This window comes from Streptomyces sp. NPDC015661 (assembly GCF_043077765.1).
Taxonomy (GTDB): domain Bacteria; phylum Actinomycetota; class Actinomycetes; order Streptomycetales; family Streptomycetaceae; genus Streptomyces.
Map to the genome: position 1 here is coordinate 25131 of NZ_JBIBST010000018.1, position 12146 is coordinate 37276.

General features: G+C 70.5%; 12 protein-coding genes. 4 read left to right on the plus strand and 8 right to left on the minus strand.

Annotated elements, in window-relative coordinates; translation table 11 throughout:
• Positions 1-387 precede the first annotated feature (387 nt).
• From ACF07V_RS35330 to ACF07V_RS35360, 7 genes are all read right to left on the minus strand, one after another.
• Positions 388-1776 (minus strand): 8-oxoguanine deaminase, encoded by a 1389-nt coding sequence (locus ACF07V_RS35330; protein ID WP_392159771.1) that lies wholly within the window; start codon positions 1774-1776, stop codon positions 388-390.
• Positions 1777-1824: 48 nt separating this feature from the next.
• A complete protein-coding gene (locus ACF07V_RS35335) occupies positions 1825-3243 on the minus strand; it encodes a nucleobase:cation symporter-2 family protein (protein WP_392159772.1) in 1419 nt (472 codons plus the stop codon).
• Between the two features lie 74 nt (positions 3244-3317).
• The gene (gene pucL / locus ACF07V_RS35340; protein ID WP_392159773.1) at positions 3318-4241 is read right to left on the minus strand and encodes a factor-independent urate hydroxylase; all 924 of its coding nucleotides are present in this window, start codon (positions 4239-4241) and stop codon (positions 3318-3320) included.
• A 5-nt stretch (positions 4242-4246) separates the two neighbouring features.
• Complete coding sequence (uraH, locus tag ACF07V_RS35345; RefSeq protein ID WP_116158141.1) at positions 4247-4636, minus strand: hydroxyisourate hydrolase; 390 nt, start codon at positions 4634-4636, stop codon at positions 4247-4249.
• Positions 4633-5166 (minus strand): 2-oxo-4-hydroxy-4-carboxy-5-ureidoimidazoline decarboxylase, encoded by a 534-nt coding sequence (gene uraD, locus ACF07V_RS35350; protein WP_392159774.1) that lies wholly within the window; start codon positions 5164-5166, stop codon positions 4633-4635. The genes uraH and uraD overlap by 4 nt, the downstream gene beginning before the upstream one ends.
• Positions 5167-5322: 156 nt before the next feature.
• The gene (locus ACF07V_RS35355; RefSeq protein WP_362648219.1) at positions 5323-5661 is read right to left on the minus strand and encodes a helix-turn-helix domain-containing protein; all 339 of its coding nucleotides are present in this window, start codon (positions 5659-5661) and stop codon (positions 5323-5325) included.
• A gap of 44 nt (positions 5662-5705) precedes the next feature.
• The gene (locus ACF07V_RS35360; protein ID WP_078908558.1) at positions 5706-5960 is read right to left on the minus strand and encodes a hypothetical protein; all 255 of its coding nucleotides are present in this window, start codon (positions 5958-5960) and stop codon (positions 5706-5708) included.
• A 137-nt stretch (positions 5961-6097) separates the two neighbouring features.
• On the opposite strand from ACF07V_RS35360, the gene ACF07V_RS35365 reads away from it, so the two are divergent.
• The 3 genes from ACF07V_RS35365 to ACF07V_RS35375 all read left to right on the plus strand — a co-directional run bounded on the left by ACF07V_RS35365 (position 6098) and on the right by ACF07V_RS35375 (position 9511).
• Entirely contained in the window at positions 6098-6931 is an 834-nt protein-coding gene (locus tag ACF07V_RS35365) for a TIM barrel protein (protein WP_392159775.1), read from the plus strand.
• A gap of 44 nt (positions 6932-6975) precedes the next feature.
• Complete coding sequence (locus ACF07V_RS35370; RefSeq protein ID WP_392159776.1) at positions 6976-7866, plus strand: 2-hydroxy-3-oxopropionate reductase; 891 nt, start codon at positions 6976-6978, stop codon at positions 7864-7866.
• Between the two features lie 187 nt (positions 7867-8053).
• Positions 8054-9511, plus strand: a complete 1458-nt coding sequence (locus tag ACF07V_RS35375) for a catalase (RefSeq protein ID WP_392159777.1) — start codon at positions 8054-8056, stop codon at positions 9509-9511.
• A gap of 339 nt (positions 9512-9850) precedes the next feature.
• Here ACF07V_RS35375 and ACF07V_RS35380 read toward each other — a convergent pair whose 3' ends face one another.
• The gene (locus ACF07V_RS35380; protein ID WP_392159778.1) at positions 9851-11053 is read right to left on the minus strand and encodes an MFS transporter; all 1203 of its coding nucleotides are present in this window, start codon (positions 11051-11053) and stop codon (positions 9851-9853) included.
• A 58-nt stretch (positions 11054-11111) separates the two neighbouring features.
• Here ACF07V_RS35380 and ACF07V_RS35385 point away from each other — a divergent pair, with 58 nt between their 5' ends.
• Positions 11112-12086 (plus strand): ArsR family transcriptional regulator, encoded by a 975-nt coding sequence (locus ACF07V_RS35385; protein ID WP_392159779.1) that lies wholly within the window; start codon positions 11112-11114, stop codon positions 12084-12086.
• The last annotated feature ends 60 nt before the right edge of the window (positions 12087-12146 follow it).

The window sequence follows — 12146 nt, forward strand, 5'->3', positions numbered from 1 at the left end:
TCGACCGGATGCTTCTCGCGGTCGTCGGGGGCGGAGCCTGCGGCTTGTGCATTGCGAACCTGGGGCTTGGCGGCCACGGCGGTTCCTCCGGTCGGTTACACGTCGGCGGCGACGCGGGGTTCAGGGAGGTGGTGCGATGCGGTGCGAGGTGCAGGAGGTGCGGCTCGTTGCGGGGTGAAGCGGGTGGGGCCGGTGGAACGGTGCCGCGGAGGGGGTGCGGCGCGGGGACGGGTGCCCGGTGTGGGGGTGCGGGCACGCTTCACCGTCCCGGGTGGTGCCGTACGCCTTGTGCGCACGGCACCACCCGGTCGGGCTGCCGCGGGCCCCGCTCGGGTCCGCGGCGACCGACCGAGGGCCGTCCCCCTCGGTCGGACTCCATGGGGAGGGTCAGCTCTGGGCCGTGATACGGGCCAGGCGCTGCGCCTCCGCGCGCGCGTCGCGCGCGATCTGCTCCTCGTCGGCGAACAGGAGTCGGTTGTTCTCGACGATCTGCTTGCCGTTGACGAAGGAGGCGGTGACCGGGGCCGCCGCGCCGAAGACGATGGCGGTGACCGGGTCGGCGATCGAGGAGTGGCCGAGGCCGTCGATCTTCCAGAGGACGAAGTCGGCGAGCTTGCCGGCCTCCAGCGAGCCGATGTTGTCGGCACGGCCGAGGACCTGGGCGCCGCCGTAGGTGCCGAGGCGGAGGGCCTGGCGGGCGTTGAGCGCGGCCTCACGGTGGGCGCCGAGGCGGTTGATGAGGAGCGCGTTGCGCAGCTCGGTGTGGAGCTCGCCGGACTCGTTGGAGGCGGTGCCGTCGACGCCGAGGCCGACGGGGACGCCCGCCTTGAGCATGTCCGGTACGCGGGCGATGCCGGCGGCGAGGCGCGCGTTGGAGGAGGGACAGTGCGCGACACCGGTCTTGGTGCGGGCGAAGGCCTCGATGTCGGAGTCGTTCATGTGGACGCAGTGCGCCATCCACACGTCCTCGCCGAGGAAGCCGGTGGACTCGAAGTAGTCCGTCGGGCCCATGCCGAAGAGCTCGTGGCAGAACTTCTCCTCCTCCACGGTCTCCGAGCCGTGGGTGTGCATGCGCACGCCGAGGCGGCGGCCGAGCGCGGCGCCCTCGCGGAGCAGCTCGGTGGAGATGGAGAAGGGCGAGCAGGGGGCGACGGCGACCTGGGTCATCGCGTCGAAGGAGGCGTCGTGGTACTTCCGCACCGTCTCCTCGGTCGCGGCGAGCGCGCCCTCGGTGGTCTCGACGGCGAAGTCCGGCGGCAGGCCGCCGTCCTTCTCGCTGCGGTCCATGGAGCCGCGGGCCAGGGTGAAGCGGACGCCCATGTCGGCGGCGGCGCCGATGATGGCGCCGGACAGGTCGCCGGAGCCCTGCGGGTAGACGTAGTGGTGGTCCATGGCCGTGGTGACACCGCCACGGGCCATCATCGCCAGGGAGCCCTGCGCGGCCACGCGGACCATCGACTCGTCGATCCGCGACCACGTCGGGTAGAGCGCGACCAGCCAGTTGAAGAGGTTGTGGTCGGTGGCCAGGCCCCGGGTGATCCACTGGTAGAAGTGGTGGTGGGTGTTGACCAGACCGGGCGTGATCAGGTGACCGCCGGCGTCGATGCGCCGGACCACGTTCTCCAGGCCCTCGGGGGCCTTGCCGGCGCCGAGGGACTCGATCTTGTTGTCGGCGACGACGAGGTAGCCGGAGGCGTACTCGGTGTCGTTCGCGTCGACGGTCGCGATCGCCGCGTTCTCGATGACGATGCGCTGGGCTGCCGAAGGTGCTGCCATGGCGGTGCTTCCTTCATTCCTCGGGGATGGTTCGGGCACGGCAGGACCCTAGGAGGATTTGAGTGCCGGAGCCGCGTGACGGCTCCGGGTGCCGAGATGGTGGAAGAACAGGTTCAGCAGGACGGCCACGAGCGCGCCCGCGCTGATGCCGGAGCCGAGCACCGTCTGCGCCCAGGCGGGGAAGCCGGCGTAGAAGGTGGGCGCGGCGAGCGGGATGATGCCCGCTCCGAGCGCGACGGCCACCAGGATGATGTTGGAGCTGTCGTCGAGTCCGGCCTCGGACAGGGTACGGATGCCGCTGACCGCGATCGAGCCGAAGAGGACGATGCCGGCGCCGCCGAGGACGGGCATCGGGACCATGGAGACGACCGCGCCGAGGACGGGGAAGGCACCGAGGACGAGGAGGGCGCCGCCGGCGACGGCGACCACGTACCGGGAGCGGACCCGGGTCAGCGAGACGACGCCGACGTTCTGCGCGAAGGCGGAGGTCGGGAAGCCGCCGAAGACGGGGCCCAGGAGGGTGGCGATGCCGTCGGTGCGCAGGCCGCGGGTGATGGTGTTCCCGTCGCTGCGGCGCTCGCAGATCTCGCCGAGGGCGAGCATGCCGGCGCTGGACTCGGTCATGAGGACCAGCATCACGATGCACAGGGAGAGGATCGCGGCGGGCTGGAACTCGGGGGCGCCGAAGGCGAAGGGGGCGGGCAGGGCCGCGACGGGCGCCTCGCGCAGGGCGCTGAAGTCTGCCATCCCGAACGGGATCGCGGCGAGGGTGCCGATGAGCAGGCCGAGCAGCAGGGCGATCTGCTTGACGAAGCCCTTGCCGAAGCGCTGGAAGAGCAGGATGACGACGAGGGTGAAGCCGGCGAGTGCCAGGTACTTCATGGCGCCGAAGTCGGCGGCGGTCTTGTCGCCGCCCTGGGCCCAGCCGACGGGCACGGGCATCAGGGTGACCCCGATGAGGGTGATCACGACGCCGGTGACGAGCGGCGGGAAGTAGCGCAACAGCTTGCCGAAGAAGGGTCCGACGGCGAGGCAGAAGACTCCGGCGACCATCACCGCGCCGTAGATGGCGGGGAGTTGGTGTCCGGGGGCGCTGGTCTCGGCGATGGCGAGCATGGGGGCGATGCCGGCGGACGAGGCGGCGTTGACGAACGGGAGCCGGTTGCCGGCGAAGCGTCCGAGGCCGAGGGTCTGCAGGATGGTCGCGCAGCCGGCGATGAGCAGGCTGGCCGCGATGAGCCGGGTCATTCCTGCGGCGTCCAGGCCGACGGCCTGGCCGATGATCAGCGGAGGGGTGACGACGCCGGCGTACATGGCGGCGATGTGCTGGAGTGCCGCGGGGACGAGCCGCGAGGCGGGGAGCCTCTCGTCCACCGGGTGGCACTCGGCCGATGCCGAGACCGTGGTGGACGGAGGGGTGGAACACGGGCCTTCGGCGTTTGCCGGCCCCTTTGCAGGCTGAGCCATTGTTGTTCCCTCCGGTCCGGTGCACCGGCCCCGCCCGACTGCGGGCGGGCGGGGCCGGTGACGCGGATGCCGCTTTAGAGGTTGGTCATGTCGACCGGGATCTGCGCCGTGGCTCCGTCGCGGAGGACGGTGGCCTCGATGAGGCCGTACATGCGGTCGGCGGCGTAGTAGACCTCGTTGTCGTTCTTCAGGCCGAAGGGCTCGAGGTCCACCAGGAAGTGGTGCTTGTTCGGGAGCGAGAAGCGGACTTCGTCGATCTCCGAGCGGTGGTTGATGATGCGCGTGGCCATCTGGTACAGCGTCTGCTGCAGGGAGTACGAGTACGTCTCCGAGAAGGCCTCGAGCATGTGCTTCCTGGTCTGCTCGTAGGACCGCTCCCAGTTGGGCATGCGCTGGTCGTCGTCGGTCCAGTTGAACCGCCAGCGACCCGACACCTGGGTGGCCAGGATGCGGTCGTACGCCTCCTGGAGGGTGGTGTACTGGTCCTTGATGTAGCCCCAGAACTCCGAGTTGGTGGAGTTCATGACGACGAGGTCCTTGAGGCCGGAGATGACCTCCCACTTCTCGCCGTCGTAGGTGATCTGCGAGACGCGGGTCTCCTGGCCCTTGCGGGCGAAGGAGTGGTTGACCTCGTCGGAGCCGATGAACTTGGAGTTGGCGTCCGAGGAGGCGATGCGCTCCCAGGAGTACTCCTCGATCCGGATCCGCGCCCGCTTGATCGGCTCCTGGCTCGTCACGAAGTGACGGGCGAGGTGGATGCCGAACTGCTCGGCGGACTCGATGCCGTACTCCTTGGCGAACGCGAAGACGGTGTTCTTCGTCGTGTCGGTGGGGAGGCAGTGGGCGTTCGAGCCGGTGAGGTGGACGTCGTCGAGGTCGCCGGAGAGGGCGACGGAGACGTTCAGGTCCTTGATGTGGTGGGTGGCGCCGTCCCGCGTGATCTTGACGACGCGGTTCTCTGCTTTGCCGTACTGGTTCTGGCCGAGAATCGTGGGCATGTCTGCTAGCTCCCTCGGTAAACGGAGTAGCCGAACGGGTTGAGCAGCAGCGGTACGTGGTAGTGCTCGCCCGGCTTGACGGCGAACGTGATCGCCACCTCCGGGAAGAACGCACCGCTGTCCCTTACGCGGGGGGCGTCCTGCTGCGCCTCGGCTTGCTTCTTGGCGAAGTACGTCTCGGTCTCGAAGTCGAGACGTACGTGGGTGGTTTCTTCCGGCAGCGCCGGCAGGTCCTTGCAGCGCCCGTCCGCGTCGGTGGCGGAGCCGCCGAGCGTGACCCATTCCGCGTCGGAGCCGCTGCGGGCCGCGAGCGTGATGGCCACGCCCTCGGCCGGGCGGCCGATGCTGGTGTCCAGGATGTGTGTGGACACCGAGGCGGTGGTGTCGGTGCTCATCGGGAGCTCTCTTCCTCGGGGGTCTCGGGGGTCTCTACGAGACGGGTCAGCCGGATGCGGTTGATCTTGCCCAGTTCGGTGCGGACGATCTCCCGCTCCTGCTCGGGCGAGTTGCCGATCCGGTCCCGGACCGCGTCGCGCATCTGCTCGCCGGTCCTGCCGGTGGCGCAGATGAGGAAGACATGACCGAACTTGTCCTGGTAGGCCAGGTTGAGTTCGAGCATCTCGGCCTTGAGCTCCTCGGAGGCGCCTGCCATCCCGCTCTGTTCGCGGGAGGAGGTCGGGTCCCCTGCCTTCGGACGACCGATCGGCGGGTGCCCCGCCATCGCCTCGGCCAGGTCCTCGGCGGTCAGCTCGGCCATGGCGGCGTCGCTGGCGAGGAAGAGGGCTTCGGCGGTGGAGTACGGGCGCTGGGCGAGGACCTTGCTCCCCCACGCCGAACTGGAACACACCTCGTGGAGCGCGGCGACGGCCTCGCTGTCCGAGGAGGTGTTGAACCGGGTGAGGCCCGGTGTCGTACCTGAAGTCACGGGAAGCCTCCGTGGCTGTTTTTCGCTGTGCGTCGGACGGGCTGCGGATAGCTAACGCCCTCCGCAACACAACGTCAACACTTTGTTGAAAACTCGGCCATACAAAAGCCGTCGTCCCGACATCTGGACGACGGCTTACGGCCCGCACATGATCAACTACTCGCCCTTGGCGGCCTTTTCCCTGTTCAGGGCGGTCTCCCGGTTCAAGTAGTTGTACACGGTGAAGCGGCTGACACCCAGTGCCCCCGCCACCGTCTCCACTCCATGGCGTACGGAGAAGGCGCCGCGCGCCTCCAGTATCCGGACGACCTCCTGCTTCGCCTTGCGGTCCAGTTCCGCCAGCGGCATCCCGTGCCGCCGCTCCATCGCCGCGAGGATGTGGTCCAGGGAGTCCGAGAGCTGCGGCAGGCGCACGGCGAGCACGTCCTCGCCCTCCCAGGACAGGACCACGTCGTCGCCCTCCGCCTGCGCGGGGACCAGGAGCTCGGCGCCCATGGCGTCCACCAGGGGCTTCACCGCCGCGACCAAGGGGTGCTCGCTCACTTCTCGCCCTCCCCGATCACGTTGACCTGGAGCGAGACGCGCGTGGCGCCGGCCGCGAGCGACTTGCGCAGCAGGGCGTCGACGGCGGTGAGCACCGCGTCGGCGCCGCCTTCCGCCGTGTTGCCGAAGGGGCCGACATCGACCGCGTCCAGCTCGGCCGACTGGATGACCTCACGAGCCACGACCGCGTGCGCCGGCGCCTCGTCGAGGTCGAACGGCTCGGTGGTGAACTCCACTCTCAAACGCTCCATGGCCCCACGCTACGGCCCCGCCCCGCCCCACGGGAGCCCCGGACCTGCGGGGACCTCTTGACAAGTGCGTCACCCGCCTTGCAACATTCCGTCAGACAGAAACTTACTTCCGCAATACGGAAGGAGCGCCGCCCCTCATGGGATACACGGACCAGCGCTTCGATGTGAACCTGTCGATCCTCTTCACGGAACTCCCGCTCCTGGAGCGCCCCGCGGCCGCCGCCGCGGCGGGCTTCACCGCGGTCGAGCTGTGGTGGCCCTGGATCGACACCGCCACCCCCGAGCAGAGCGAGCTCGACGCCCTCAAGAAGGCTCTTGAGGACGCCGGCACCCAGCTGGTGGGCCTGAACTTCTACGCCGGGCAGCTCCCCGGCCCGGACCGCGGAGCCCTCTCCGTACCCGGGGAAGAGTCGGACCGCTTCCGCGCCAACATCGAGGTCGCCGCCGACTTCGCCGCCTCGGTCGGCTGCAAGGCGCTCAACGCGCTCTACGGCAACCGCGTCGAGGGCGTGGACCCGCAGATCCAGGACACCCTCGCCCTGGAGAACCTGGTCCTGGCCGCCCGCGCGGCCGACCGCATCGGCGCGATCCTCCTCGTCGAGACCCTCAACAAGCCGGAGTCGCCGCTCTACCCGCTGGTGAGCGCCCCCTCCGCGATCGAGATCGTCGACAAGGTCAACGCCGCCACGGGCCTCGGGAACGCGAAGTTCCTGCTCGACATCTACCACCTGGCCATGAACGGCGAGGACGTCAGCGCGGTCATCGCACAGTACGCCGACAAGACCGGCCACGTGCAGATCGCCGACAAGCCGGGCCGTGGCGCCCCGGGCACCGGCGACCTTCCGCTGGAGCAGCTCCTCGACGAGCTGAAGAAGGCCGGTTACGACGGCTGGGTCGGCCTGGAGTACAAGGCCGCCGACGCCGCCGCTTCCTTCGAGTGGCTGCCCGCCGAGGCCCGCCCGGCCCGCTGACGCAGGTCCCCTCCCCGTACCACCTTGTTTTGAGAGGCACCCTCATGAGCAACCTCCCCAAGATCGCTTGGATCGGCCTCGGCATCATGGGCTCCCCCATGTCCGAGAACCTCCTCAAGGCCGGCTACTCGGTCACCGGCTTCACGCTGGAGCAGGACAAGCTGGACCGCCTGGCCAAGGCCGGTGGCGCCGCCGCCGGCTCGATCGCCGAGGCCGTCAAGGACGCCGACGTCATCATCACGATGGTGCCCGCCTCCCCGCAGGTCGAGGCCATCTCCTACGGCCCCGAGGGCATCCTGGAGAACGCCAAGCAGGGCGCGCTGATCGTGGACATGTCCTCGATCACCCCGCAGACCTCCGTCGACCTGGCCAAGAACGCCAAGGAGAAGGGCATCCGCGTCATCGACGCGCCCGTCTCCGGCGGCGAGGCCGGCGCCATCGAGGCCGTGCTCTCGATCATGGTCGGCGGCGAGCAGGCCGACTTCGACGAGGCCCTCCCGATCCTGGAGGCCCTCGGCAAGACGATCGTCCTCTGTGGCCCGCACGGCTCCGGCCAGACGGTGAAGGCCGCCAACCAGCTGATCGTCGCGGTCAACATCCAGGCCTGCGCCGAGGCCGTCGTCTTCCTCGAGAAGTCCGGCGTGAACCTCCAGGCCGCCCTGGACGTCCTCAACGGCGGTCTGGCCGGCTCGACCGTGCTGACCCGCAAGAAGGACAACTTCCTGAACCGGGACTTCAAGCCCGGCTTCCGGATCGACCTGCACCACAAGGACATGGGCATCGTCACCGACGCCGCCCGCAACGTCGGTGCGGCCCTCCCGGTCGGCGCGGTCGTCGCCCAGCTCGTCGCCTCGCTGCGCGCGCAGGGTGACGGCGGCCTGGACCACTCGGCCCTGCTCCGCGCCGTCGAGCGCCTCTCCGGCCAGCAGGTCTGATCCCCCGCCCCTTCACCGGGGCCCCTGAATTCCGGTCGGCGGCGGCGCTGACAACCTGTCCTGTCGCGCCCAGGCGTCGCCGCCGACCGGAACACCACACTTCATTTTCAACAAACTGTTGACGTGCTGTTCGAGCCGAATTTACGCTCCTCGGACCGTCAGCAGAGCTCCCGTACGGAAGGTCACGATGTCGAAGCGCGTGCTTACGACCGAGTCCGGCGCCCCCGTCGCCGACAACCAGAACTCCGCCACCGCCGGCGTCGGTGGCCCTCTCCTCCTCCAGGACCAGCACCTGCTGGAGAAGCTCGCGCGCTTCAACCGTGAGCGGATCCCGGAGCGCGTGGTGCACGCCCGCGGTTCCGGTGCGTACGGCTACTTCGAGGTGACCGACGACGTCACCGCGTACACCAAGGCGAACTTCCTCGGTGAGGTCGGCAAGAAGACCGAGACCTTCATCCGCTTCTCCACCGTGGCCGACTCGCTCGGCGGCGCGGACGCGGTCCGCGACCCCCGCGGCTTCGCCCTGAAGTTCTACACCGAAGAGGGCAACTACGACCTCGTCGGCAACAACACCCCGGTGTTCTTCATCAAGGACCCGATCAAGTTCCCCGACTTCATCCACTCCCAGAAGCGCGACCCCTTCACGGGCAAGCAGGAGGCGGACAACGTCTGGGACTTCTGGGCCCACGCCCCCGAGGCCACCCACCAGATCACCTGGCTCATGGGCGACCGCGGCATCCCGGCCTCGTACCGTCACATGAACGGCTACGGCTCGCACACCTACCAGTGGACCAACGAGGCGGGCGAGGCCTTCTTCGTCAAGTACCACTTCAAGACGAACCAGGGCATCCGCTCCCTCTCCGCCGAGCAGGCCGCCGAGCTCGTCGGCAAGGACGCCAACTCGCACCAGACCGACCTGCTCCAGGCCATCGAGCGCGGTGTGAACCCCTCGTGGACCCTGTACGTCCAGGTCATGCCGGCCGCCGAGGCCGCGGACTACCGCTTCAACCCCTTCGACCTCACCAAGGTGTGGCCGCACAGCGACTACCCGCTGCAGCGCGTGGGCCGCCTGGTCCTCGACCGCAACCCGGAGAACGTCTTCGCCGAGGTCGAGCAGGCCGCGTTCTCCCCGAACAACTTCGTGCCGGGCATCGGTCCCTCGCCGGACAAGATGCTCCAGGGCCGTCTCTTCGCCTACGCGGACGCCCACCGCTACCGCCTCGGCGTGAACCACACCCTGCTGCCGGTCAACGCCCCCAAGGCCACGACCGCGCAGAACTACGGCCGCGACGGCGCCATGGCGCTGCGCAACGGCTCGCGCCACGACAAGAACTACGAGCCCAACTCGTACCAGGGCCCGGCCCAGACCGACGCCGCGCTCTCCGCGCCGCTCGCCATCCACGGCTGGACCGGCACCCACGAGGCGCCCGCGCACACCAAGGACGACGACTTCTTCCAGGCCGGCGAGCTCTACCGCCTGATGTCCGAGGACGAGAAGAAGCGCCTGATCGCCAACATCGCCGGCGGCCTGTCCCAGGTGTCCCGCGAGGACGTCATCGAGAAGAACCTCGCGCACTTCGCCGCCGCCGACCCGGAGTACGGCAAGCGCGTCGCCGAGGCCGTCGAGGCCCTGCGCGAGGACTGACCGCACAGCAGCACCCAGACTGCGTACGGCACCTGACGGGAGGTCAGTGCCGTACGTGGTCCGGATCGCCGGCCCGGATGAGGGGTGGTCGGCGAACCGGACAAGCGTGAGGACCGCGGCGGCTCCGAGCCAGTGCGGTGGTAAGGACGCCGGGCCCCCTTCTTGACCTGAAGGAAGGGGAACCGCCACGGCGCCCGTCGGAACCGCCGCGGTCCCAACGCCCCCTTCCGAGGGGACCCAGCAGCAACACGAGCAACACCCGCAGCACCCGCAACACCCCCGAAGACTCCGCCCGGCGGCGCGAACGTCCTGTCGCGCCAGCCTCGTGCCGTCGGGCGGTCACAAGACGGGAGAGCGCGGAACCAGGTTTACGGTCCCTGGTTCCGCGCTCTTCTTCGTTGTACGGGCGAGCAGAAAGGTCACGGTGAGCGAGGCCGCGGCGAGCAGCACCATTCCCGTGCGCGGTGACGTGTACTGGGCGAGCGTGCCGGCGAGCGCCGCGCTCACCCCCTGGAGCGCGAGCATCCCCGAGGTGTGCAGCCCCAGGGCGTGACCGCCCAGCTCCTCCGGCACCAGGGCCATCAGCACCTCCTGGTGCAGCAGGCTCGCCCCGTACCCCACCGCCGACACCGTCACGAGGACGAGCGCGAGCGGCAGCCCCGGATCGAGGGCGAACAGCAGGAACGGGGCCGCGAGCAGCGCCTGGAGCGGGAAGCGGATCCGGCCGCGCAGCCGCGCCGGTACGAAACGGCCGACGACGGTGTCCCCGGCCAGCATCCCCAGCGCGCCGCAGGCGAAGAGGAGCCCGGCGCGCTCGGGGGCGTACGGCACGAAGAGCGACTCGCAGCCGACGATCAGACCGTTCGGCACCCAGAGCGCCAGGTAGGCGCGGCGACGGGCGGGCACGGCCCAGAGGCGTCCGTTGGTGCGCCAGGTCTCGGCGACCGACGGGCGCCCGGCCGCACGGGGCGGGCGGGCGCCGAGGCCGAGGCGGGCGGTCAGGGCGGCGGCGAGGTAGAGCCCCGCGCCGGCGAGGACCGTGCCGCGGGGCGAGAGCAGGGCGATGAGGAGCCCTCCGGTGGCGAAGCCGCCGATCTGGCAGGCGCCGGTGGCCATGTTCGTCACGGAACGGCCGAGGAGGTACTCCTCGCGCGGGAGGATCTCGTTCAGGAGCCCGTGGCGCACCCCGCCGCCCAGCGAGGCCGCGAGCCCCTCGGCGAGCAGGATCACGAAGACCGCCCAGGTCGGCAGGGCGGGGATCGCGAGGACGGCGGTGCCGAGGGCGAAGAAGAGGGCGATGCCGGAGAGCGCGGCGCGCGGCGGCAGCCGGTCGGCGGCGGAGAGCAGGGTGGTCGCGCCGAGGAGCTGGGCGAGCGAGGGACCGAAGAGGGCCAGGGCGGAGAGGAACGGGGAGCCGGTCGCGCGGAGGACGAGCGTGGCGAGACCGAGTCCGGCGACGGTCTGGGCGGCGGTGTGGGCGGCGCCGGTGAGGAAGAGCGGGGTGAACTCGGGGGTGCGGAAGAGCGCGCGGTAGCGGGGCATGCGGGGAGTCTCGGAGGACGTGGCCGACCGCCGGTAATGTTTCGCGGGGAGGCGAAACATGGGCTGGTGGCAGATCGGTACGGACACCCTGGCGGGGAGCTCGTTCGTGCTGTCGCCGCTCGCCGAGACGGTCGCCTCGCTCAAGACCCTGCACGCGGGGGCGGCGGCGCACCCGGGTGAGCGGGCCTGGCTCGGCCGGCATCTGACCGCCTATCGGGAGCGGCTCGCGGCCGAGCCGCTCGACGCGCTGCTCGTGCGGGCGGCGATCGGGCCGACCTGGAACGCGGACTTCCTCACGCCGACCCCGCTGGGTGACCGCGAGCGGAGTTTCGAGGAGGAGGTCGCGGCGGTCCGGGCGACCGAACCGGCGGACGCGGTGGACCAGTTGGCGGTGGCGATCGGCGGCCCGGTGCCGGAGCCGCTGCGCTCGGCGCGGGATCTTCCGGAGCGGCTGGCGGACGTGCTCGGCTGGGTGTGGCGGGAGACGGTACGGCCGGAGTGGGCGCGCCGGCGGCGGATCCTGGAGGCCGACGTGGTGGCGCGGACGGCGCTGCTGACCCGGGGCGGCTGGGCGGCCGCGCTCGACGAGCTGTGCCCGGGGAAGATGCGCTGGCTCGGCGACGGCCGGCTCCAGGTCAACACCCGTGACCATCCACCGCGTTCGGTCGACCGCGGGCGCCTGCTGTTCGTGCCCGTGACGCCGGCGACCGGCTGGGTGTCGTGGGAGGGGACGGAGCGGTACGCGATCGCCTACGCCTGCGCGGGAGTTCTGGCGGACGCGTCCGGGCCCGCGGTGCCGCAGGCCTTGGGGGCCCTGCTCGGGACGGCCCGCGCCGGGGTGCTCGTACGGCTCGAGTCGCCGTTGTCCACGAGCCAGTTGGTGGCGCTGACCGGCCAGGGCCTCGGCTCGGTCGGCCGGCATCTGAAGGTGCTGCTCGACGCCGGGCTCGTACGGCGGGGACGGGCGGGCCGCTCGGTGCTGTACGAGTGGACGGAGGCGGGCGCGGTGCTCGTACGGGCGGGGAAAGGGTGAGGCCTCCGCCCCTGTACTCGTACGGGCGGGGAAAGGGTGAGGCCCCCGCCCCGGTACTCG

What these genes read in the sequence shown, in the direction of transcription:
- ACF07V_RS35330 (WP_392159771.1), bottom strand. Translation starts at nt 1,776, where the DNA reads ATGGCAGCACCTTCGGCAGCCCAGCGCATCGTCATCGAGAACGCGGCG.
- ACF07V_RS35335 (WP_392159772.1), bottom strand. Translation starts at nt 3,243, where the DNA reads ATGGCTCAGCCTGCAAAGGGGCCGGCAAACGCCGAAGGCCCGTGTTCC.
- pucL (WP_392159773.1), bottom strand. Translation starts at nt 4,241, where the DNA reads ATGCCCACGATTCTCGGCCAGAACCAGTACGGCAAAGCAGAGAACCGC.
- uraH (WP_116158141.1), bottom strand. Translation starts at nt 4,636, where the DNA reads ATGAGCACCGACACCACCGCCTCGGTGTCCACACACATCCTGGACACC.
- ACF07V_RS35355 (WP_362648219.1), bottom strand. Translation starts at nt 5,661, where the DNA reads ATGGGCGCCGAGCTCCTGGTCCCCGCGCAGGCGGAGGGCGACGACGTG.
- ACF07V_RS35360 (WP_078908558.1), bottom strand. Translation starts at nt 5,960, where the DNA reads ATGGAGCGTTTGAGAGTGGAGTTCACCACCGAGCCGTTCGACCTCGAC.
- ACF07V_RS35365 (WP_392159775.1), top strand. Translation starts at nt 6,098, where the DNA reads ATGGGATACACGGACCAGCGCTTCGATGTGAACCTGTCGATCCTCTTC.
- ACF07V_RS35370 (WP_392159776.1), top strand. Translation starts at nt 6,976, where the DNA reads ATGAGCAACCTCCCCAAGATCGCTTGGATCGGCCTCGGCATCATGGGC.
- ACF07V_RS35375 (WP_392159777.1), top strand. Translation starts at nt 8,054, where the DNA reads ATGTCGAAGCGCGTGCTTACGACCGAGTCCGGCGCCCCCGTCGCCGAC.
- ACF07V_RS35380 (WP_392159778.1), bottom strand. Translation starts at nt 11,053, where the DNA reads ATGCCCCGCTACCGCGCGCTCTTCCGCACCCCCGAGTTCACCCCGCTC.
- ACF07V_RS35385 (WP_392159779.1), top strand. Translation starts at nt 11,112, where the DNA reads ATGGGCTGGTGGCAGATCGGTACGGACACCCTGGCGGGGAGCTCGTTC.